Consider the following 22,552-nt stretch of genomic DNA (forward strand, 5'->3'; position numbering starts at 1 on the left):
CGTGATAAATCGGCATAATGATTCGATGCAAAGTTCATGCGCGCCCCACATCAGACGCGCCCACACCGGAGGTGCCCCTTGTCCCTCGACCACATCTCGACCGGCCGCTTCCCCCGCACCCGCATGCGGCGCATGCGCGCCGATGCCTTCTCGCGGCGGCTGATGCGCGAGCACACCCTGACCGTGGACGACCTCATCTACCCGGTCTTCGTCCTAGACGGCGACAACCGCCGCGAGGCGGTACCGTCGATGCCCGGCATCGAGCGCCAGAGCATCGACCTGCTGGTGGCCGAGGCGGAACGGCTGGCCGCGCTGGGCGTGCCGGCGGTGGCGCTGTTCCCGGTCACGCCGCCGGAGCGCAAGAGCCTGGACGCCGCCGAGGCGTGGAACCCGGACGGGCTGGTCCAGCGCACGGTGCGCGCGCTCAAGGAGGCGGTCCCGGAGCTCGGCGTGATCACCGATGGCGCCCTGGACCCGTTCACCAGCCACGGCCAGGACGGGCTGCTCGACGACAGCGGCTACGTGATGAACGACGAGACGGTCGAGGTGCTGGTCCGCCAGGCTCGCTCCCACGCCGAGGCCGGCGCGGACGTGATCGCCCCCTCGGACATGATGGACGGGCGCATCGGCGCGATCCGCGAGGCCCTGGAGGACGACGGCCACACCCTCACGCGGATCATGGCCTACTCCGCGAAGTACGCCTCCAGCTTCTACGGCCCCTTCCGGGACGCCGTGGGCTCCGCGGCCAGCCTCGGCCAGGCGGACAAGAAGACCTACCAGATGGACCCGGGCAACAGCGACGAGGCCCTGCGCGAGGTCGCCCAGGACATGGACGAGGGCGCCGACATGGTGATGGTCAAGCCCGGCATGCCCTACCTGGACGTCATCCACCGGGTGAAGCACCAGCTCGGCGTGCCCACCTTCGCCTACCAGGTGAGCGGCGAGTACGCCATGCTCCGCGCCGCCGAGGCCAACGGCTGGCTCGACGGTCGCGCCTGCGCCCTGGAGGCGCTGACCGCCTTCAAGCGCGCCGGCGCCGACGGCATCCTCACCTATTTCGCCCGCGACGTGGCGGCCTGGCTCAACGACCGCGAGGTCTGACGCCCATGGCCGAGGCGACAGGAGGGGAGGCGCGGGTGGACCGCTACGCCGTGATGGGCAACCCCATCGCCCATTCGCGCTCGCCGGAGATCCACCGGCGCTTCGCCGAGCAGACCGGCGAGGCCATCCGCTACGAGCGCATCCTGGTGCCCGAGGGCGGCTTCGCCGGGGCGGTCGCGGAGTTCGAGGCCGCCGGCGGCGCCGGCCTCAACGTGACCGTGCCCTTCAAGGGCGACGCCTGGGCCCTGGCCGACACCCTCTCGGACCGCGCCGAGCGGGCGCGGGCGGTGAACACGTTGATCATCAGCGACGCCGGGCTCTACGGCGACAACACCGACGGCATCGGCCTGGTCCGGGACCTGCGCGACAACCACGGCGTGACCCTCGCCGGCGCCCGGGTGCTGATCCTGGGCGCCGGCGGTGCCGCCCGCGGTGCCCTGCCCTCGCTCCTCGAGGAGGCCCCCGCGTCGGTCCACGTCGCCAACCGCACGGCGGAGCGCGCGCGCGAGCTCGCGGCCGCCTTCGCGGACCTCGGCACCGTCACCGGCAGCGGCTACGAGACCCTCGCGGAGATGCGTTTCGACGTGGTCATCAATGCCACCTCCGCCGGGCTGACCGGTGAGCTGCCGCCGCTGCCGGACACCCTGCTCGCCCCCGGGGCGTGCTGCTACGACATGGTCTATGCCGACGAGCTCACGGCCTTCGTGCGCTGGGCGCGGACCCACGGCGCCGCCGTCGCCGCGGACGGGCTCGGCATGCTCGTCGAGCAGGCCGCTGAGTCGTTCTTCCTCTGGCGCGGCCACCGACCCCGCACCGCACCGGTGATAGAGGCACTGCGCGGCGCATGAGCGAGGCGCTCCAGGCCGCGGACCTCAACGCCCTGCTGGTCCTGCTCATCGGCGTGGCCACCGCCGCCGCCATGGGCCTGCGCGCCGGCTGCGAACGCCTCGGCCTGCCGCCGCTGGTGGGCTATCTCCTGCTCGGCGTCGCGATCAGCAGCGTCGACCAGGGCCTGCCGGTGCTCTCCGACCCGGTAATCGAGGGCTTCGACCTGCTCGCCAACCTGGGCCTGGTGGCCCTGCTCTTCCGGGTCGGCCTCGGGCTCGACCCCCGCACCCTGCTCGCCAAACTCCCCGGCGCGAGCGTGGTCTGGGTCGGCGACGTGACCGTCTCCGGGCTGATCGGCTTCGCCACCGCGCACTGGCTCCTCGGGCTCGCGCTGATCCCGTCGCTGATCATCGGCGTGGCGCTCACCGCCACCAGCATCGGCGTGGTGATGCCCGTGTGGCAGGACGCCGACGCCCTGGACGGGGAGGCCGGCTCACTCACGGTGGACGTCGCCGAGCTCGACGACATCTCCGGGGTCATGCTGATGGCGGTGCTGTTCGCCGTGCTGCCGGTGCTGCAGTCCGGCAACGGTGCGCTCTGGGGGTCGCTGGCGAGCGCCGCCGGCGGCCTGGCGGTCCGCTTCGCCGGCTTCGCCGTGCTGTGCTGGCTGTTCGCGCGCTTCGCCGAGCCGGCCCTGCACCAGTTCCTGCAACGCTGGGAGAATCCGCCGGAGCGGCTGCTCACGGTGGTCGGCGTGGGCTCGGCGATCGCCGCCGTGGCCGGTGTGCTCGGCTTCTCGCTGGCGATCGGCGCGCTGTTCGCCGGCCTGGTGTTCAGCGCCTTCCCCGAGCGGGTGCAGTCGCAGAACACCTACCACGCGCTGTACGACTTCCTCACCCCGTATTTCTTCATCGGCATCGGGCTGAAGTTCAACCCGACTCTGCTCCTGCCCGCCCTGGGCATCGGCGCCGTGCTGGTCGTCGCCGCCGCGGCGGGCAAGCTCGCAGGCCCCTACCTCGCCGCCCGGCTGACCACGGACCGCGACTCCGCGCGGCTGCTCGCCGTGAGCATGGTGCCCCGCGCGGAGATCGCCATGGTCGTCATCCACCAGGCCCACGCCCTCGGCCCGTGGGCGATCAGCGATCACCTCTACGGCGCCATGGCCGTGGTCAGTCTCGTGACCTGCGTGGTCACGCCGCCACTGCTCGGGCGGATGCTGGCACGGCGGCGCGACAGCCGGGCATAGCCGGCCCCGGCGGCGCATGATGAGGACCGGGCTCCGCAGGGGAGACAGGCAATGACCGGGATCGAGGCGCTCGCCGCCTTCACCGTGACGGCCGGGCTGATCACACTCACCCCGGGGCTCGATACGGCCCTGGTGCTGAGGACGGCCGCGGTGGAAGGCGGCCGGCGGGCGCTGTGCGCCGGGCTCGGGGTGGCCGCGGGCTGCCTCGCCTGGGGACTGGCGGTCGCGCTGGGCCTGGGCGCGGTGCTGGCCGCCTCGGAACTGGCGTACACCGTCCTCAGGTGGACCGGCGCGGCCTACCTGGTCTGGCTCGGCATCCGCCTGATCCGGGGCGCCGGTGCGGGCCCTGACGTCCAGGATGCCGTAACGGGCCCGCACACCGGAGCCCCCGGCTGGTTCCTGCGCGGGCTGACCACCAACCTGCTCAACCCCAAGGTGGGGGTGTTCTACGTGACATTCCTGCCGCAGTTCGTGCCCGCCGGCGCCGACGTCGTGGTCTTCTCCGCGCTGCTCGCGACGGTCCACGCCGTCGAGGGGATCGCCTGGTTCACGCTGCTGGTGGCCGCCACGCGGCCGCTCACCGCCGCGCTGCGGCGGCCCCGGGTGACGCGGGTTCTGGACACCGTCACCGGCGGCGTGCTCCTGGCCTTCGGCCTGCGCCTGGTCACCGGCTCTCCGCGGGCGTGACCCGCCCCCGCGCGGGCCTGCCGGTCACACGATCGGCGGCTCCGGGTCACTGCCCTGCCAGTCCTGGTCCTCCTCGAGCTCGCGGTTGAAGGCCTGGACGTAGCGGGCCACGCGGTGCACCGAGTCGAAACGGGCGACGTGGAACAGCGCCTCGCCCTCGTGGACCAGGGGCAGGTTGTTGCGGCCGATGACGATACCGCTCGCCCCCGCCTCCACGGGGATCTCGCGGTCGCCGAAGGGATCGGCGATGTAGCCGAGGATCTGGCCCTCCTCCACGTACTCGCCCAGGGGGACGATCGCGCGGAACATGCCGTCCTGCTCGGCCCGGGTCCAGCTGCTGTTGTTGGCGGCGTAGCTGTTGCGTGGGCGACGGCGCACGCGACTGGCCGCGACCATGCCGAGGTGCCACATGACCTGGAGCACACCCTGCACGCCGGCCTTGATCGAGGACTCGTCGAAACGCAGCGCCTCACCGGCCTCGTAGGTGATCACCGGCCGACCCTCGTCGCTGCAGGTCTTGCGCAGGCTGCCCTCGATCAGCGGGGTGTTGACGATCACCGGCGTGGCGAAGGCCTTGGCCATCGCGGTGCAGTCCGGGTCGTCCAGGTTGGCCCGGATCTGGGGCAGGTTCTCGCGGTGGATCGCCGCGGTGTGCAGGTCGATGACGTGGCTGGCGTGGCTGAGGATTTCCGTGCGGAAGAGGTTCGCCAGGCGCCCGGCGAGCGAGCCGCGCTCGCTGCCCGGGAACGCGCGGTTGAGATCGCGCCGGTCCGGAAGATAGCGCGAGCGGTCGGTGAAACCGAAGACGTTGACGATGGGGACCGCCAGCAGTGTCCCCCGCAGGCGCCGCAGGGCCGGCAGCTGGAGCAGCCGGCGGATGATCTCCACGCCGTTGATCTCGTCGCCGTGGATGGCGGCGTTGACCAGCAGCACCGGGCCGTCGCGCCTGCCGTGGATGACCTGCACCGGCAGTGTCACCGGCGCGTGGGTATAGAGCAGGGCCGCCGGGATATCGATGGTACGCCGCTCGCCGGGACGCACCGTGGTCCCGGCGAGGGTCAGGGCCTGACGCGCCATCAGAGCCGCCCCTCGTGCTTCTCCTTGACCCGGACGTAGTGGTGGGCGGAGTAGACGAGCTGCTCGCGCTCCTCGGCACTGAGCTCGCGCGCCGCTTTCGCGGGTGAGCCGACATAGAGATAGCCGGCGTCCAGGCGCCGGCCCGGCGGCACCAGCGTGCCCGCGGCGATGATGCAGTCGTCCTCGACCACGGCACCGTCCATGATGATCGCGCCCATGCCCACGAGCACCCGGCTGCCCACGGTGCAGGCATGCACCACGGCGCGGTGTCCGATGGTGACGTCCTCGCCGACCACGGTGGGGAAGCCACCGGGGCTGTAGGGCCCGTCATGGGCGACGTGGATCACCGTGCCGTCCTGGACGTTGCTGCGGTCGCCGATGGCGATGCGGTTGACGTCGCCACGGATCACGGCGGTCGGCCACACCGAGACGTCATTACCGAGGGTCACGTCGCCGATGATCACGGCGCTCTCGTCGATCCACGCGCTGTCGGCGACGCGCGGCCACTTCTCGTCGAACGGTCGAATCATGTCCTCGCTCCCTGGCTGCGGCACGGGGCGGCGACGCTCCGCCGTCCGCCGTGCGCTCTTCGGCCGCAAGATACCGCCCTTCGCGGCCTCAGGCCATGGTGACCACTTCCTCGGCACTGGTGGGGTGGATGGCCACGGTGTCGTCGAGGTCCGCCTTGCTCGCCCCCATGCGCACCGCGACGGCGAAGCCCTGGAGCATCTCGTCCGCCCCCAGGCCAAACAGGTGCACCCCCACCACCTGGCGGGCGTCGCCGACGCAGACCAGCTTCATCGCGCTGCGACGCTTGGCCGCGGCGTCGGCAAGGGCATACTCCATGGGCACGAACCGGGTGCTGTGCACCGTCACCGCCTCGTCGCCGTACTCCGCCCGGGCCTGGTCCTCGGTGAGGCCGACGGTGCCGATCGGCGGGTGGGTGAACACCACCGTGGGGATCGTCTCGTAGACGAGATGGCGCTCCGGCTGCCCGCCCCAGAGCCGGTCAGCGAGACGGCGGCCGGCGGCGATGGCCACCGGCGTGAGCGGAAAGGCGTTGCCGGTGACGTCGCCCAGTGCATAGATGTGGTGGGCGTTGGTGGCCTGGTACGCGTCCACCGGGATGCTGCCGTCGGCGCGGACATCCACGCCCGCGGCGTCGGGGCGCAGCGCCGCCGTCGCCGGCGTCCGCCCGATGGCCCAGATGACCTCGTCGAGGCCGTCGAGGTGACGGCCGTCCTCGGCGTGCAGCGAGAGCCTCTCGCGCCGGCGCTCCAGGCGCGCGGGGACGAAGTGGTTCACCACCTCGATGCCGTCGGCGGCCGCCGCCTCCAGGTAGGCCTCGCGGATGATCGGGTCGAAGGCGCGCAGCGGCGAGTCCCGGCGCACCACCAGGCGCACCCGCGCCCCGAGCTGGTGGAGCACGCCCGCGAGCTCCACGGCGATGTAGCCGGCACCGACCACCGCCACCTCGTCCGGGCAGGCGGTGAGCTCGAAGAAGCCGTTGGAGTCGATGCCGAGCTCCGCGCCGGGGATGTCCGGGTACATCGGCGTGCCGCCCACGGCGATGACGAAGCGGTCCGCGGTGTAGCGCTCGCCGCGCACCTCGATGGTGTGCGGGTCGACGAAACGCGCCTCGCCGCGCAGCACCGCGACGTCAGAGTTGTCCAGGTTGCGGGCGTAGATGCCGTTCAGGCGCTGGATGTAGGCCTCGCGGTTGGCCACCAGGGCGCCCCAGTCCAGGCCGTTGACGGTGACGTCGAAGCCGTAATCCCCGGCATGGCGGAGCGCCTCCGCGGCATTGGCGGCGTTCCACATCACCTTCTTGGGCACGCAGCCGACGTTCACGCAGGTGCCGCCGAGGCGCTCGCGCTCGACCACCGCGCAGTTCGCCCCGTAGCTCGCGGCCCGGCGCGCGGTGGCGATACCGCCGCTGCCGCCGCCGATACAGATCAGATCGAAATGGTTGCTCATGCGACTCTCTGCCCCAACACTTAGCATTCAGGCCGGCGGCGCCGTCCGGTACCGGCCCTAATCTACTGCGCTGCGGCGCCGCGGCAAAGCACCGCCACCGCGACGAACCAGGTGGCAAGGCGACCGCGCCGCCCACCGGCGACGCCCCGAACGGAGAAACAGCACCCGAATGGACAACCCCCTGCTCGCCACCGACCGCCTCCCGGCGTTCCATGCCATCGAGCCGGCCCACGTGGAGCCGGCGATAGACACCGTGCTCGCGGAGAACCGCGCCACGCTGGAGCGGCTGCTCGCCGACGGCGGGCCGTACACCTGGGAGGGCCTGGTCGCCCCGGTCGAGGCCATGAACGAGCGGCTGATGCGCGTGTTCTCACCGGTCTCCCACCTCAACAGCGTCATGGACAGCGAGGCCCTGCGCGCGGCATACAACGCCTGCCTGCCCAGGCTCTCGGCCTACGACACCGAGCTGCGGCAGAACACCGCGCTCTACGAGGCGTACCGGGCGGTGGCCGGGCGCGACGATTTCACCGCCCTGCCCGCCGAACGGCGCGCCGCGGTGGAGCACGCCCTGCGCGACTTCCGCCTCGCCGGCGTAGCGCTCGCCCCGCAGGCCAAGCGCCGCTACGCGGAGATCGCCAGCCGTCTGAGCGAGCTCTCCGCCCGCTTCCAGGAGCAGCTCCTCGACGCCACCGGCGCCTGGCACCGGGACCTGGGGGACGCGGGGGCGCTGGCCGGCCTGCCCGAGTCCGCCCTGGGCGTGGCGCGGCAGGCCGCGGAGCAGGCCGGCGTGTCCGGCTACCGGCTGACGCTGGAGTTCCCCTCGGTGCAGGCGGTGCTGACCCACGCCGACGATCGCGCCCTGCGCCGCGAGGTCTACGAGGCCTTTACCACCCGGGCCTCCGAGGTCGGCCCCCATGCCGGGCAGTTCGACAACGGCCCGGTCATGGACGAGATCCTCGCCCTCCGCCACGAGCAGGCACAGCTGCTCGGCTTCGACAACTACGCCGAGCTCGCCCTGGAGCCGCGCATGGCGCGCAGCGTCGACGAGGTGATGGGCTTTCTCGAGGACCTCGCCCGGCGCAGCGTGCCCCGCGCCCGCGAGGAGTTCGCGGAGCTGGAGGCGTTCGCCCGCGAGCGCGACGGCCTCGAACGGCTGGAGGCCTGGGACGCCACCTACTACTCGGAGAAACTGCGCCAGGCGCGCTTCGGCCTCTCGCCCGAGGACCTGCGCCCGTGGTTCCCCGCCTCCCGGGTGATGGACGGGCTGTTCCGGGTGGTCGAGCGCCTCTACGGCCTGCACATCACCCCCGGCGACGGCGGTGTGGAGACCTGGCACCCGGACGTGGGCTTCCACGAGATCCGCGACGCGGACGGCGGCCTGGTCGGCCAGTTCTACACCGACCTCTACGCCCGCGCCCACAAGCGCGGCGGCGCGTGGATGGACGTGTGCCGCTCGCGCAACGCCCTCGCCGACGCGGTCCAGGTGCCGGTGGCCTATCTCACCTGCAACTTCACCCCGCCGGTGGGGGGCACCGAGGCGCTGCTCACCCACGACGAGGTCCAGACCCTGTTCCACGAGTTCGGCCACGGCCTGCACCACATGCTCACCCGCGTGGGCGTGCCCAGCGTCGCCGGCATCTCCGGCGTGCCGTGGGACGCCGTGGAGCTGCCGAGCCAGTTCATGGAGAACTGGACCTGGGAGCGCGAGGCCCTGGACGCCTTCGCCCGCCACCACGAGACCGGCGAGCCCCTGCCGGAATCGCTGTTCGAGCGCATGCGCGCGGCGCGGACGTTCCAGTCCGCCATGCAGATGGTCCGCCAGCTCGAGTTCTCGCTGTTCGACATGCGGCTGCACGCGGAATACGACCCGGACGCCGGGGCCCGCGTCCAGGCGATGCTCGACGAGGTGCGCGGGCAGGTCGCGGTGATGCGCCCGCCGGCGTTCAACCGCTTCGCCAACGGCTTCGCCCACATCTTCGCGGGCGGCTACGCCGCCGGCTACTACAGCTACAAGTGGGCGGAGGTGCTCTCCGCGGACGCGTTCTCGCGCTTCGAGGAGGAGGGGCTGTTCAGCCAGGAGGCGGGCGGCGCCTTCCGTCACTGGATCCTGGAGCGGGGCGGCAGCGAGGACTTCATGACGCTCTACCGCGGCTTCCGCGGCCGCGAGCCCAGCATCGAGGCGCTGCTGCGCCACAGCGGGCTCGCCGCCTGAGTCACTGTCGCCGCCCGGGGACGTCACGCCCCGGGCGGCGGCACACACGGACTCCCGCCTCACCGCGTGCCTGAGCACGTGCATCCGGCTGGTGCTCGCGGGCGGGCCGGGCCAGGCTGTCTCCGCACTCGAAACCACAACGGCACAGACCGGGAGACAGTGACATGAAAGGCCGATACGCACTGGCGCTCGGCGCACTGGTCGCCACCGCCCCGGCACTGGCGGACGACACCACCGACGCCGCCATCGGCGGGGCCATCGGTGGTGCTACCGGCGCGGCCATCGGCTCCGAGGTCGGCGGCCGCGACGGCGCCATCGTCGGCGGTGCCGTCGGCGCGGCCACCGGCGCCGCCGTGACCACCGACGGCGATGGCGGCCATGACCACCGTGAACGCGAACGCGTCATCCACGAGGGCGGCGGCCCGTCCGGTGACTTCTGCCCGCCGGGCCAGGCCAGGAAGGGACGCTGCTGACCGCAGCGCCCCGGGCCCCGATCAGTCGCCGGACCCGCCGAAACGCTCGCGCAGCGCCGCACACGGGTCGGCCCGTTCCACGGCGGCCGTGAGCCAGACGTAGTCGAAGGGCGGCGTCCCCGCCGGAGGCCCGCCCCGGCCGTCCGGCACCGCCGCCTCGAAGGCCACGGCGACGACGCGGCGTGACGGCGCCCGGGCCGCGATCACCCGCGGGATGGCGTGATCGGTGCGCACATGACCGTGGCCGGCGATGACCACGCTCATCCCCGCCTCCCCGGCGGCCTCCAGCGCCGCACGTGCCAGGGCGCCGTCCCGCGCCCGCTGAATCCCGCGCATGCGCGGCAGCATCTCCTCCGGCAGCAGCCCGCAATGACCCTCGCGAATGGCCTCGGTCATGGAGGCCCGCTCGTCGTCGGGCTGGGGGCGCTCCAGGCCCAGCCGTGTCCGGGTCGCGGCGGACAGGCCCGCCCGCCCCCGGGAACGCAGTGTATCCAGCTGCCCACGGGAGAGGTTGCCCGCGACGATGGGGAGGTCGTGGCGGTATGCCGCGGCGAACACCGGGCGGTACATCGACCACGGCGGCCAGCCGGAGTCCGCCCAGTCCACCGCCCCGGCGAGGGCGTCGACGTCGCCGGGATGCTCGCGACGCGCCCGCTCCACCGCCGCCTGCTGGTCCGCGCGCAGCATCTCCAGCACCACCGCCGGGTGCCGGCCCCGGGCGGCCAGGGCATCGATGACCGCCGCCTGATTCTCGTGATGGTGCGGATTGTCGTGCTCCTCGCCCAGCAGCACGATATCCGCGCGGGCCAGCCGCGCCATCAGGGCGGGCCGGTCGATGAACCGCCCCGCCGCTACATCCCGGATCCGGCCCGCCTGCGGCCCGCCGTCATCCACCCCGGTGGCCGCACAGCCGGCCACCGTCAGCAGCATCGCCGCCCCCATGAGCACCCCTCGCATACCATCGACCTCCTGTTGCCGCCGCCCCGGTTCTCGGCGACCCTGTCCCTGCTGACCAGGTCGTTAGTATTGCCGCCCTTGGCCGTGCCTGTCAGCGGCTTCCGGAATACCGGGCAGGTAACGGCGCGCCGCCGGGGGAGGGAACCGCCCATGGCCGTTCACAATAGCGAGATCGCGGCGCTGTTCGAGCGCTATGCCGAGCTCCTGGAGATCCAGGGGGCGAACCCGTTCCGGGTGCGCGCCTACCGCAATGCCGCACTGATCGTGCGCGGGCTCGGCACCGAGATCGCGCGGATGATCGCGGACGGCACCGATCTCACCGAGCTTCAGGGCATCGGCGACGACCTCGCCGCCAGGATGCACGAAATCGTGGACACCGGCCGGCTGCAGGCGCTGGAACGCCTGGCCGGCCAGTTCCCTGAACACCTCGCCGACCTCGAGGCCCTCCCGGGGCTCGGCCCGCGGCGCATCCGCGCCCTCCACGACGCCCTCGGCATCGGCAGCCTGGACGATCTCGAGCACGCCGCCCGCCAGGGCCGAATCCGCGGCCTCAAGGGCTTCGGCGCGAAGAGCGAGCGCAACATCCTGCACGCCATCGAGGCCCACCGGGACAGCCAGCAGCGCACCCGGCTGGCGGACGCCGAGCGCATCGCCGAGCCCCTGCTGGCCCATCTCGCCGCGGCCCGCGGCGTGAAGCAGGCGATCATCGCCGGCAGCTACCGGCGCCGGCGCGAGACCGTGGGCGACGTGGACATCCTGGTCAGCGCGGACACCGGCAATGACGTCATGGACCGGCTCACCGGCTACGACAGCGTCTCCGAGGTCGTCTCCCGGGGCGAGACCCGGGCGACGGTGATCCTCGAGGGCGGCCTGCAGGTGGACCTGCGGGTGGTCCCGGAGGCGAGCTACGGCGCGGCGCTGCACTACTTCACCGGCAACCGCGCCCACAACATCGCCGTGCGGGTGATGGGCCAGCGGCGCGGACTGAAGATCAACGAGTACGGCGTCTTCGAGGGTGAGCACCGGGTCGCCGGCGCCACCGAGGCCTCGGTCTACGCACAGGTGGGGCTGGCCTACATCGAGCCGGAACTGCGCGAGAACCGCGGTGAGCTGGCCGCGGCGGCGGAGGGCCGGCTGCCGGCACTGGTGGACCTCGAGGACATCCGCGGCGATCTCCACTGCCACACCGATACCACCGACGGACGGGACAGCGCGGAGGCCATGGCACGGGCGGCGAAGGCCCTGGGCCGGGAGTACCTCGCCATCACCGACCACACCCGGCGGCTGCGCGTCGCCAACGGGCTCACCCCGGGGGCGTTCGCCGAGCACCTGGACGCCCTGGAGGCACTGGACGCCCGCCTGGACGGCATCCGCGTGCTCCGGTCCGCCGAGGTGGATATCCTGGAGGACGGCAGCCTGGACCTGCCGGACGACGTGCTCGCGCGCATGGACGTTGTCGTCTGCGCCGTGCACTACGGCCTGGGACTGCCCCGCGCGAAGCAGACCGACCGGCTGCTGCGGGCGCTGGACAGCCCCCACTGCCAGATCCTGGCCCACCCCACCTGCCGGATCCTCGGCGAGCGCCAGCCCATCGACGCGGACATGGGCCGGGTCCTCAGGGCCGCCGCGGAGACCGGTTGCGCCCTGGAGATCAACGCCCAGCCCGGCCGGCTGGACCTCCCCGACGTGCTGATCAGGGAGGCCCTCGGCCAGGGCGCCCGGTTCGTGGTCGCCACCGACGCCCACGGCACCGAGGACCTGGCGCGCATGCGCCTGGGCCTGGACCAGGCCCGGCGCGGCTGGCTCACCGCCGCCGACGTGCTCAACACCCGCGGCGTGGACGGCTTCCTCGCCGCGCTGCGCCGGCGCTGACCGCGCGGCTCAGCGCACCTCGTCCAGCCGGCCGCTGGCGACGTCGTAGACGAAGCCCCGGACCGAGTCCCGGTGCTGGATGAACGGGCTCGCCTGGACGCGGCGCAGCGACTGGCGCACGTCCTCGGCCGGATCGTCGAAGGCCTCCAGCGCGAACGGCGGACGCATCCCGGTCTCGGCCTCGATCTGTGCCTTCACCCCGTCGTCGTTGAAGGTGAGCATGCCGCAGTCGGTATGATGCACCAGCACGATCTCGCGGGTACCGAGCAGGCGCTGCGAGATCACCAGCGAGCGGATCACGTCCTCGCTCACCACGCCGCCGGCGTTGCGGATCACGTGGGCCTCGCCCAGACCCAGGCCGAGCAGACGGTAGACGTCCAGGCGCGCGTCCATGCAGGCCACCACCGCCACCCGCCGGGACGGCGGCATGGGCAGGCCGCCCTGGTCGAAGCCCTCGGCATAGCTGCGGTTATCCTCCAGCAGCTCGTCGGTCACGCTCATCTCGATCCCTCCCTATGACAACGGAGAACACGGATCGGGGCGCGCCCGCCCCGATCCGGCAGCGTAAGCACGCGCCGCCGGGCACCGGAACCAATCGTTCGTCATGTGCTTATGCCGTTACCGACAGGCTCCCGGCGGTCTGCCATTCGCACGGCGCCGGAAGGGATCACGGGCCTGGCGCAACGCCGCTGCCGGCCCCCCACGCCCCGTTCGGTCCGGCTGGCGGATGACAAGACCGCCAGCAGACCGGGCAGGCACGCGTCGCGCTCGCCGCGGCCCGCGCGGATCAGGCAGACTGAGCCGGCAGACCGAGGAACAGGACGCCGCCCACCGTGCTCGTCACCCACCACAGCAACCGCCTGGAGGCCCTCGCCGACGCCCTCGCCGGGCAGATGGCCGCGGCGCCGCTGCCGCCGATGACCGAGGAGACGGTGGTCGTGCCCCACCGCAGCATGGGCCACTGGCTGTCCATCGAGCTCGCCGAGCGCCACGGCGTGACCGCCAACGTGGCGTTTCCGTTCCTCGGCGGGCTGGTCTGGCGCCTGTTCGCCCGGCACTGGACGGCGCTGCCCGAGCAGTCCGGCTTCGACCGCCAGGCCCTGCGCTGGCGGGTGCTCGCGCGGCTGCCGGCGGTGATCGACGCCCCCGCCTTCGCCCCGCTGCGGGCCTACCTCGCCGACAGCGACCACGACAACGGGGTCAAGGCCTACCAGCTCGCCGACCGCCTGGCGAGCCTCTACGACGAGTACCTGGTCTACCGGCCGGACTGGATCGCCGCCTGGGAGGCCGGGGAATCGGCGCACTGGCAGGCCGCGCTGTGGCGCGAGATCGCCGCCGGCACCGACGGCCGCGCCGCCCACCGCGCCGCGCTGGTGCACGACTACATCGCCGCCCTCGGCAACGGCGAGGTCGACCCCGCCAGCCTGCCGCCGCGGCTCACCGTCTTCGGCGTCTCCTCCGCGCCGCCCGCCTACATCGCCCTGCTCGCCGCCCTGGCCGAGCACATCCCCGTGGACGTGCTCGTCCTCAACCCCTCGCTCCACTACTGGGGCGACGTGGTCTCCGAGCGCGGGCTGGCGAAGCTGCGCGAGCTCTGGCGCCGCCGCGGACTGCCGGACGCGAGCGACTACTACAGCGTCGGCCACCCGCTGCTCGCCTCCCTCGGCGGCACCGGCCGGGAGTTCCTGGAGCTGCTCCAGAACCACAGCGGCGACGACGCCTACCACTTCACCGAGCCGGCGGAGGACGCAGACCTCGGCCACCTGGCCCGGCTGCAGGCGGACATCCTGGAGCTGCGCCGGCGCGGCGCGGACGGCGACGAGCCCGCCGTGCCGCTGGACCCGGCGGACACCTCCGTCACTCTGCACGCCTGCCACAGCCCCATGCGCGAGGTGCAGGTGCTCCACGACCGCCTGCGCCGGCTGTTCGCGGACACGGACCTCCAGCCCCGGGACGTCGTGGTCATGACGCCGGACATCGACCGCTACGCCCCCTACATCGAGGCGGTGTTCGGCAACGCCACCGGCGAGCGCCACATCCCGTGGTCCGTGACCGACCGCGCGCTGCCCGGCGTGCACCCGGTGATCCGCGTGTTCACCCGGCTGCTGGAGCTGCCGCGCAGCCGCCTCACCGCCTCCGAGGTGCTCTCCATCCTCGAGGTCCCGGCGGTGCACCGGGCCTTCGACCTGGATGCCGACGCCGTCGAGCGCATCCGCGCCTGGGTGCGCGAGAGCGGCATCCGCTGGGGCGCGGACGCCGGCCACCGCACCGAGGAGGCGCTGCCCCCGGCCCGCGAGCGCCACAGCTGGCGTTTCGGCCTGAACCGCCTGCTCCTCGGCTACGCCATGGACGACGACACCGCGCTGTACCGCGACATCGCGCCCATGCCCGGCGTCGAGGGCGGCGAGGCGGCCTGGCTCGGCGGCTTCGCCGCGTTCTGGGAACAGCTGCTCGCCGCCCGCGCCACCCTGCGCGAGGCCCACACCCCCGACGGGTGGCAGACCCGGCTGAACGCCGTGCTCGACGCACTCTTCCACGGCGCCGAGGCCGCCGAGCACCAGGCGCTGCAGGTCATCCGCGACACCGTCACCGCGCTGGTGGACGCCACCGCCGCGGCGGGCTTCGACGAGCCCCTGCCGCCGGCCACCCTGCGCGCCCACCTGCTCGACGCCCTGGAAGGCGACGGCCAGCAGGGCGGCTACCTCACCGGGCAGGTGACCTTCTGCGCGATGGTGCCCATGCGCAGCGTGCCCTTCGAGGCGGTCTGCCTGATCGGCCTCAACGACCAGGACTTCCCCCGCCAGGGCCCGACCATGGCCTTCGATCTCATGGCCACGGAGGGCCGCCGCCCCGGCGACCGCAGCCTGCGCGAGGACGACCGCTACCTGTTCCTGGAGGCCCTGCTCTCCGCCCGCTCACGGCTGTACGTGAGCTACGTCGGGCGCAGCATCCGCGACGACAGCGAGCGCCTGCCCTCGGTGCTGGTCAACGAGCTCTGCGACAGCCTGGACCGCACCTTCACCGCCCCGGACGGGCACCCGGCCAGCGCGTCGCTACTCACCGAACACCCGCTGCAGCCCTTCAGCGCCCGCTACAGCGGCGCCCCGGAGGCCGCGGTGTTCAGCTACGCCGACGACTGGCTGCGCCCGGCCGGCGGCGGGGACACCGGCGACAGCGCCCCCGCGCCGTTCATCGACGCCCCCCTGCCCGAACCGGAGGCGGAACTGCGCGAGGTCACGCTGGAGGGGCTGGTCCGCTTCCTGCGCAACCCGGCGGAGGCCTTCCTGCGCCTGCGTCTGGGCACACGGATGCAGCGCGAGGCGGTGGACGAGGCGGACAGCGAGCCCTTCGACCTGGACGGCCTGGGCGCCTACCAGCTCCGCGAGCACCTGCTCGCCCAGCGCCTCCGCGGCCACGACCCGGAGACCCTGGAACGGCTGCTGGACGCCGCCGGCACCCTGCCGGAAGGCCCGTTCGGCCGCGCGGTGATGGACGACACCGTCACCCGGGTCGAGCGCCTGCGCGAGCACCTCGAACCCCTGCTGGGCGAGCCCCTGCCGGCGCTGGAGGTGGACCTCGAACTGGCGGAGCTGCACCTCACCGGCTGGCTCACGGACCGCCGCGAGGGCGGGCTGCTCACCTACCGCCCGGCCCCGGTACGCCCCGCCGACCGGCTGCGCCTGTGGGTGAGCCACCTTGCGCTCAACGCCGTCGCCCCCGGCGACGACCCCGGCCGCATCAGCCGCCACCTCGGCGAGGGCGGCCGCGAGGCCCCGCCGGCCCTCCTGGCCTTCGCCGCCATCGATCCGGAGCAGGCCCGGGAGCGCCTCGGCGCCCTGCTCGCCCTGTACTGGCGCGGCCTGCGCACGCCCCTGCCCCTGCCGCTGGCGAGCGCCCATGCCTATGCCACCGCCCTGCGCCGCCACGGCGACGCCGACCGCGCCATGACCGCCGCCGCCCGCGTCTGGGAGGACAACCCGTTCCAGGGCGTGCCGGGCGAAGGCAGCGACCCGAGCTGGGCCACCGTGTTCCGCGACGCCGCCCCGCTGGACGACCCCGGGTTCCCCGCCCTCGCCACCGCCCTGTTCGACCCGATGTCCGACGCGGAGATGCCGGAGTAGGCCCGGCGACACGGCCGGACACCTGTCGGTCGCCAGGGGCAACCGGCCTTGTGTGGTTCCGGAGTGGAAGACCGGCAGGTCGTGCACGGCCGCGGGCCGTGTGCGACGCCTTCATGACCGGGCCGGAACGTCGCACGCCTGCGGCGCACGACCTACGTGGACTCAGCCACCTGACGTGTGCGACAGCCCGCCGCGGCACCGTCCAAAGAACTTCACACGCCCCGGACACCAGCCGCGCACCGGCAAATCGCCGGCACCCCGCCCGTCGGTTGCATGGCGCAACCGACCTGCCGCGGAACGGGAGCACACCGTAGATATCACCTCGCGGATCAAGCGATTTGCGAGGTATGGAGTGTCTGATCTCCGATGACGCCGGAACGGATGTGCACGGGCTTGCATATGACCGCCCCCAGCGTCGCCATGCCGGCTTTGCCCCGCCTGCGCACACGCTGGAAAAATGCGCGGACATCGGGGTTATAAGGCCGCTCAAGGCAGTCCACGCAGCCAACACGCGGGACGGGATGTCGGCTGCCAGGCGCTGCCAACCTACAAAACGGCCCCTCCACAGGCATGCCGCAAGGGGGTCGCCTGCCCCTCCCGTAAGTCGGCTGCTCCTGGCCGCCGACGATCCCGCCGGCAGGGAGAGAACCGCCATAGATTCCCCCCGCAGCCCGCCGGCGTCGTGCTCGGCCCTGATCGTTGTGCGACACCCCCGACCGGGAATGCCACGGGACACCACACCGACGGCGGCGCCGGGCCGGACGTGGCGCGCGTGCTACCGCCTCAGGGCACCAGGAAGGGCATGGCCCGCTCGGCCACGCCCACGTGCACCGGGCCGCGGGCGCTGTTGGCGGGGTAGAGCTCGCCGTCGACGACGTAGTCGCCGTCGATATCGAGGGTGACGGCGTCCACGTCGCCGCTGGCAAAGCCCCGCCGGGGCGTAAGCCGGTGCCCCGGACGACCGCCGAGCAGCCGCGGCAGCGCGGCGACCAGACGGCCGGGACGGGCGGGCATGACCGTGCAGTGCAGCGCGCCGGCACCACCGCCCCAGTACGGACGACTGCCGAAGAGCAGCCGGTCCAGGGCGCTGACCAGCACCAGCCCGTGGTCGACGGGCGGCGCCAGCGCCGCGGGCTCGCGCAGGATCACACCGCGGCCGCGCGGACGCCGGGTAAACGGCGCCGCCAGGGTGCGCAGCACCGCCAGCGCAGAGGCCTTCTCCCCCACCAGGCCGCGGCCGCGCACCCGCTCGCGGAAGTATCCCACCCCGTCGGCAATCATGCCGGCGCCGAAGAACATCCCGCACACCCGGTGGCCGCCGTGCCCGACGCCGAGCACCGGCCGGAACCGCGCGGTCAGCGTGCGTGCATCCGCCACGGCGGAGACCAGGCGCTCCAGCACGGCAACGGGCCCGCCGCGCAGGCCGATATCCCGCGCGGTCATGTCCGTGCTGCCGGCGGGGACCACCACCAGCCACGGCAGGCGCGGGAACCGCCGCGCCTCGAGCAGCTGCCCCAGCACCGCCTGCACCGTGCCGTCACCGCCCACGACCACCAGCGCCGTAACGCCGTCCGCGGCCATGGCCTCCAGCGCCGCCGCCATCCCCGCCGGCGTATCGGCCTCGTGGGCGGCGGTCAGCGGCAGTGAGGCGGCCAGCGCCCGCACCCGCTCCAGCGGTCGGCGCAGACCGCCGGCACGGGGATTGAGCAGCAGCCCCAGCCGCTCGCCGCCGAGGGCCACCGCCGCAGCGGCGGGCTCAGCGTCGGGCACCGGCGCCTCCGGCCGGGGCCTGGGTGAAGCAGCGCACCGCCAGGCGGTCACGGTCCCGGGCCGGGTCGACGTCGTTGAGCCAGGGCACGAGCGCCGCACCGCGGGCACGGATCGCCGCCTGCATCACCCGGGCCGCGAGCACCAGCGTGGAGAGCACGTGCCAGGCGGCCACCGCCCACAGCCCCAGGTCCGGCCGCCCGCCCAGCCAGAAGGCGGTGAGCAGGATGAGATTCGGGTTGCGCCGCGCCGTGATCAGGCGGTTGAAGGAGTCGAACGGCCGCCAGATGAACAGCGAGAAGGGCGCGGCGAACCACTGGAACGCCCCCTCGCACAGCCGCCCGCCGATATAGGCGGCGAAAATCGCGGTGACGGTCACGTCCAGCGACGGCGTCAGCGTCCACGGTGCCGCCAGCCCGAGCCCCCAGGCGAGGTACCACAAGGGTGGATGGATGAGGTCGATGCCGTGGTCCAGGTAGTCGCCGAAGCGGCTGGCAGTAACGGTCACCCGGGCGAGCTTGCCGTCCACGGTGTCGAGGAAGGTCATCAGCCAGCCAGCAACCAGCCCGATGCCGTAGGCTCCACCGGCGAACGCCACCAGCGCCGCGATCGCCAGCACCAGGCCGGCGCTGGTCACGGCGTTAGGCGAGAGCCCGAGACGGATGCAACCGCGCACCGCCCACTGGGCCGGCACCGGCCACAACCACTTGGTGATCAGGTCGGTCACCCCCTTGTAGGCCCCGGAGAACAACCAACGCTCCAGCGCCCGGCGATTGTCGGCGGTGATCCGCGCCACCCGCGGGGGATTACGGCTGAGCAGGCCGGCATTGAAGCCGTCGGTCAGCTCCGCGGGACCGAGCGTGGGCCAGGTGGTGGCCAGGGAACCGCCCTCCAGCATCGACACCGCCGACTCGGCGTCCCCGCCCGGCCCCCGCATCGCCACCGGGGCGGCGGCGTCCGGATCCAGGAGACACAGCGCCGGGCCATCGCCTAGCAGCGCCGTCAGCACGGCGGCGTCGTAGACGTAGTCCCCCCGCAACACGACCACCCGCCCCGCCACTGGCACGGCCGCCGCGGCATCCACGAGCGCCACGCCCGGCATGCGCGTGATCGTACGCTGCAAGCGCTCACGCCCTGTCAATCCCCAAAGCCGGAGCGGGCTGTCGCCCACGATGAGCACGTATACGTCCATGGCGCCTGTCATATGGTCCTTCCCCATCCAGACATAAGCCTGAACTGAGCCGATGGGTAAGGCCTGCTCAGGCGGCCGGGTTTGGGTGTTGTTGATGGAGCGAAACGATTCCTCCCGCGCCTGGTTGAGGCGTAGAGCAACCCATTGTCGCTGATCACGTCGGCGATGGCATCCAGTTGCTCGAAGGTGATGCCGTGCCACCCTCAAACCCGTAGCATGGCCCAGCGCTTCAACGCCGCATCGTCACGAACCTACGGCAGGCTCCAGAGCGCGGAGGCGCTGACGTATGCCGGGGAGATCGTTGAGTTCGTCCGTACTCAAAGGGCCTGACGCGAGACTGTCGACAAAGCGGCCCGCCTGTCGGCCGGGGCGACGGTGGCGCGGCATCCGGAGATCACCCGCATCGGCTACTTCGGTTCCTACGCCCGGCGCGACTGGGGCGTGGGAAGCGATCTGGATCTTGTCGTTATCGGGAACGGGTTGGACGAGCCTTTCCTGCGCCGATCACTGCGTTTCGACACCGGTACGCTATCGGTTCCTGCGGAGGTTCTCGTCTACACCGAGCTCGAGTGGCTGACGTTGGCCACGCCGGCGGATCGCTTCGCTCGGACCGTAACCGCCGAAACGGTGTGGGGTGTGGCCGCCTTAGCAGCCAATTTACCCACCTCCGCGAAGCATTGCCCTGCGCGGGCCGAAGCACGTTGCCCTGCGGTTACCCACACCTGATTATCGTAGCCCAGCCGGGTTTTGGAGCGGGCGCCGGGCTCGGGGCACGGCAGCATAACCGCGGTATGGTTGTGCCGACCACGACCCGGATCCAGCACCAGGAACAATGCCGTGGAATGACGGTGGCGGCTCATGCGTCATTGGGCAACGCCCACATTCGCTTTCACCGTCACAGGGCGGGCATTATACTGATTCGCTAATGGCATCCCCGAACGACAGCACGGCGGCCTTCGTACACCTGTCCGACCCGCACATGACCTCGCTTCGCCGGCTACGCGCCCGCGATCTGGTCAACAAGCGCCTGCTGGGCTATCTCTCCTGGCGCCGGAGCCGCCGCCGGGATCATGATCCGGAAGTCCTCGGCGCATTGCGCCACGCGCTCGCCGACCACCCCGGCGACGCCGTCGTGATCACCGGGGATCTCACCCACCTGGGCACCCCAGACGAGTACGCCGAGGCGCGGGATTGGCTCGCCACGCTCGGGCCGGCGGAGCGGGTCAGCGTAGTCCCGGGCAATCACGACCTCTACGCACCGGTGACGCCCGCCGCGACCCTAGCCCACTGGGACCGGCACATGGGCGGCGACGGCGCCACGGCCTTTCCCTTCGAGCGCCGCCACGGACCGATCAGCTTCATCGGCGTGAACACCGCCTACCCGAGCGCACCGCTACTCGCCACAGGTCGCATCGGCACCGCACAGATGGCGCGTCTGAGCGAGCTACTGGAACGTACCGGCGCGGAAGGGCGCTTCCGCGTGGTATTCATGCACCACCCGCCACAACACGATGCCGTGGGACGACGCAAAGCGCTCAACGATGCCATGGCCTTCCGCGAGGTGATTCGCCGACAGGGGGCCGAGCTCATCCTCCACGGCCACACCCACCGGCTCTGCCGCGCCCGCCTGGACGGCCCCGCCGCCGGCGTCCCCGTGCTCGGTGCCTCCTCCGCCTCCACGCGCTCGGCCCGATTCCGGCGTAATGCGGCCTATTATCGCTGCCGCGTCACCGACGATGGCGGGAGGTGGCGACTCTCCGTGTCCATGCACGCGTATTGCCCTGACAAGGCCGTTTTCGCCGAGCATTCCAGCAGCGACGGACCGCTATCCGACCTGGCTTGCGCATCGTGACGCAGCGCGTCGGCTTCCTGTTCAATCACCGCAGCGACCAGGCATGGCATGCCGCGCCCATCGCCTTCGCGCTGTCACAACGGCATCCGGAAATCGACGTCGTCTGCCTGGGGGCCAACGCGGCGATCATGGAAACGCTGGCGCGCATCGCCAGCCTCTATCCCGGACACCACTGCCGCCTGACCGAGGCGCGCATACCCGCACCGGCACGCTGGGCGGACCGGCTGGTCAGCGCCTGGGTTCCGCTAGAAAAATGGCTCGTGATGCGCGGCAATCGTCGATTCTATCGCAGCCTCGACGCCCTGGTCGTTCCGGACGTGACCAGCCTGCACCTGCGCCACTACCACGCGCTGCATCGTACCCGCATGATCCTCACACGCCACGGCGCCGGTGACCGTGCCGGCAGCTTTCGCCCGGAGGTGGCGGGTTTCGACCTGATCCTGCTACCGGGCGCCAAGACGGAGGCCGACCTGCACCGCCACGGCCTCGCCCGCGAGGGCGGCCACGCCCGCGTCGGCTACCCCAAGTTCGCCGCGGTAGACCGCCTGCCGCCGCCGCCCGCCGTGTTCGCCAACGACCGACCCGTGGTGCTCTACAACCCGCACTTCGATCCGCGACTTTCGTCCTGGCACCGATGGGGCCTGGCCGTGCTGGAATTCTTCCGGCGCCACCCGGAGCGCTACAACCTGGTCTTCGCGCCGCACCTGAAGCTCTTCGCCCGCCGCGGCCGCTATCGCGCGCACCTGCCGGAACGCTACCGGAACTGCCCGAACATCCACGTGGACCTGGGCAGCGAGGCGGTCACGGATATGACCTATACCCGCGCCGCCGACCTCTACCTCGGGGATGTCAGCAGCCAGGTTTACGAGTTCATCCGCCAACCCCGACCCTGTCTATTCCTCAACGCCGCGGGGATCGACTGGCGGGACGACCCCCATTTCCGGTTCTGGCACTTCGGGCCGGTTCTCACGGATATCCAGGCGCTGAGTGAGACAACCACACACGCCCTCGCTTCACACGCCGAGTACGAAACAGTGCAAAGGACGGCCCTCGCGGAAACATTCGATGACAGCGCCAGCGCGGATGTCCGTGCCGCCAGAGCCATACATGGTCTTCTCGGAGGGTAGTCGGCGTGATGACGAAGTTTGGCCGCATGCGCCGGGTGAAGTACCCTTTGCGCCGGCTAGCGG

Annotated in this window: 18 protein-coding genes; 11 read left to right on the top strand and 7 right to left on the bottom strand. The window is 72.2% G+C overall.

Translation table 11 applies throughout. The annotated features are described in order from the left end of the window. Positions 1–78 precede the first annotated feature (78 nt). From hemB to C516_RS0102040, 4 genes are read left to right on the top strand one after another with little or no spacing between them, the layout of a single operon-like run. Positions 79–1,101 carry a porphobilinogen synthase gene (hemB, locus tag C516_RS0102025; protein ID WP_018716688.1) on the top strand — a complete coding sequence of 341 codons (1,023 nt, stop codon included), beginning with the start codon at positions 79–81 and terminating at the stop codon, positions 1,099–1,101. 5 nt (positions 1,102–1,106) lie between these two features. Beyond that, positions 1,107–1,949: a shikimate dehydrogenase gene (gene aroE, locus C516_RS0102030; RefSeq protein ID WP_040409088.1), complete on the top strand. Its 843-nt coding sequence runs from the start codon at positions 1,107–1,109 to the stop codon at positions 1,947–1,949. Next, complete coding sequence (locus C516_RS0102035) at positions 1,946–3,175, top strand: cation:proton antiporter (protein ID WP_018716690.1); 1,230 nt, start codon at positions 1,946–1,948, stop codon at positions 3,173–3,175. The genes aroE and C516_RS0102035 overlap by 4 nt, the downstream gene beginning before the upstream one ends. Positions 3,176–3,226: 51 nt before the next feature. After that, a complete protein-coding gene (locus C516_RS0102040) occupies positions 3,227–3,862 on the top strand; it encodes a LysE family translocator (protein WP_018716691.1) in 636 nt (211 codons plus the stop codon). A 24-nt stretch (positions 3,863–3,886) separates the two neighbouring features. Here C516_RS0102040 and C516_RS0102045 read toward each other — a convergent pair whose 3' ends face one another. From C516_RS0102045 to gorA, 3 genes are all read right to left on the bottom strand, one after another. Continuing rightward, complete coding sequence (locus C516_RS0102045) at positions 3,887–4,939, bottom strand: succinylglutamate desuccinylase/aspartoacylase family protein (RefSeq protein WP_018716692.1); 1,053 nt, start codon at positions 4,937–4,939, stop codon at positions 3,887–3,889. Beyond that, entirely contained in the window at positions 4,939–5,469 is a 531-nt protein-coding gene (locus C516_RS0102050; protein WP_018716693.1) for a gamma carbonic anhydrase family protein, read from the bottom strand. Before C516_RS0102050 ends, C516_RS0102045 begins: the two co-directional genes overlap by 1 nt. A gap of 88 nt (positions 5,470–5,557) precedes the next feature. After that, positions 5,558–6,916 (bottom strand): glutathione-disulfide reductase, encoded by a 1,359-nt coding sequence (gene gorA, locus C516_RS0102055; RefSeq protein WP_018716694.1) that lies wholly within the window; start codon positions 6,914–6,916, stop codon positions 5,558–5,560. Between the two features lie 169 nt (positions 6,917–7,085). Here gorA and C516_RS0102060 point away from each other — a divergent pair, with 169 nt between their 5' ends. Together C516_RS0102060 and C516_RS0102065 are read left to right on the top strand one after the other, a co-directional pair. Further along, the gene (locus tag C516_RS0102060; RefSeq protein ID WP_018716695.1) at positions 7,086–9,128 is read left to right on the top strand and encodes a M3 family metallopeptidase; all 2,043 of its coding nucleotides are present in this window, start codon (positions 7,086–7,088) and stop codon (positions 9,126–9,128) included. A gap of 164 nt (positions 9,129–9,292) precedes the next feature. Next, a complete protein-coding gene (locus tag C516_RS0102065; RefSeq protein WP_018716696.1) occupies positions 9,293–9,601 on the top strand; it encodes a glycine zipper domain-containing protein in 309 nt (102 codons plus the stop codon). Positions 9,602–9,622: 21 nt separating this feature from the next. Here the strand turns inward: C516_RS0102065 and C516_RS0102070 are convergent, their stop codons facing one another. Continuing rightward, positions 9,623–10,558: a ChaN family lipoprotein gene (locus C516_RS0102070; protein WP_018716697.1), complete on the bottom strand. Its 936-nt coding sequence runs from the start codon at positions 10,556–10,558 to the stop codon at positions 9,623–9,625. A gap of 150 nt (positions 10,559–10,708) precedes the next feature. Here C516_RS0102070 and polX point away from each other — a divergent pair, with 150 nt between their 5' ends. After that, positions 10,709–12,430: a DNA polymerase/3'-5' exonuclease PolX gene (polX, locus tag C516_RS0102075; RefSeq protein ID WP_018716698.1), complete on the top strand. Its 1,722-nt coding sequence runs from the start codon at positions 10,709–10,711 to the stop codon at positions 12,428–12,430. A gap of 9 nt (positions 12,431–12,439) precedes the next feature. Here polX and C516_RS0102080 read toward each other — a convergent pair whose 3' ends face one another. Next, positions 12,440–12,931 (bottom strand): beta-class carbonic anhydrase, encoded by a 492-nt coding sequence (locus C516_RS0102080; protein ID WP_018716699.1) that lies wholly within the window; start codon positions 12,929–12,931, stop codon positions 12,440–12,442. Positions 12,932–13,263: 332 nt separating this feature from the next. On the opposite strand from C516_RS0102080, the gene recC reads away from it, so the two are divergent. Then, on the top strand, positions 13,264–16,551 hold the full coding sequence (gene recC, locus C516_RS18250) for an exodeoxyribonuclease V subunit gamma (RefSeq protein WP_018716700.1): 3,288 nt from the start codon (positions 13,264–13,266) through the stop codon (positions 16,549–16,551). A gap of 783 nt (positions 16,552–17,334) precedes the next feature. Here recC and C516_RS0102090 read toward each other — a convergent pair. Together C516_RS0102090 and C516_RS0102095 are read right to left on the bottom strand one after the other, a co-directional pair. Next, on the bottom strand, positions 17,335–18,321 hold the full coding sequence (locus tag C516_RS0102090) for a diacylglycerol/lipid kinase family protein (RefSeq protein ID WP_018716701.1): 987 nt from the start codon (positions 18,319–18,321) through the stop codon (positions 17,335–17,337). Then, entirely contained in the window at positions 18,308–19,522 is a 1,215-nt protein-coding gene (locus C516_RS0102095) for a CDP-alcohol phosphatidyltransferase family protein (RefSeq protein ID WP_018716702.1), read from the bottom strand. The genes C516_RS0102090 and C516_RS0102095 overlap by 14 nt, the downstream gene beginning before the upstream one ends. 363 nt (positions 19,523–19,885) lie before the next feature. Here C516_RS0102095 and C516_RS20740 point away from each other — a divergent pair, with 363 nt between their 5' ends. The 3 genes from C516_RS20740 to C516_RS0102105 all read left to right on the top strand — a co-directional run bounded on the left by C516_RS20740 (position 19,886) and on the right by C516_RS0102105 (position 22,489). Then, a complete protein-coding gene (locus tag C516_RS20740; protein WP_211210550.1) occupies positions 19,886–20,236 on the top strand; it encodes a nucleotidyltransferase domain-containing protein in 351 nt (116 codons plus the stop codon). 199 nt (positions 20,237–20,435) lie between these two features. Then, positions 20,436–21,362, top strand: coding sequence for a metallophosphoesterase family protein (locus C516_RS18255; protein ID WP_018716703.1), 927 nt, complete (start codon positions 20,436–20,438; stop codon positions 21,360–21,362). Further along, positions 21,359–22,489, top strand: a complete 1,131-nt coding sequence (locus C516_RS0102105; RefSeq protein WP_156831091.1) for a glycerophosphotransferase — start codon at positions 21,359–21,361, stop codon at positions 22,487–22,489. The genes C516_RS18255 and C516_RS0102105 overlap by 4 nt, the downstream gene beginning before the upstream one ends. Positions 22,490–22,552: the final 63 nt, after the last annotated feature.

The organism is Arhodomonas aquaeolei DSM 8974 (assembly GCF_000374645.1).
Classification (GTDB): domain Bacteria; phylum Pseudomonadota; class Gammaproteobacteria; order Nitrococcales; family Nitrococcaceae; genus Arhodomonas; species Arhodomonas aquaeolei.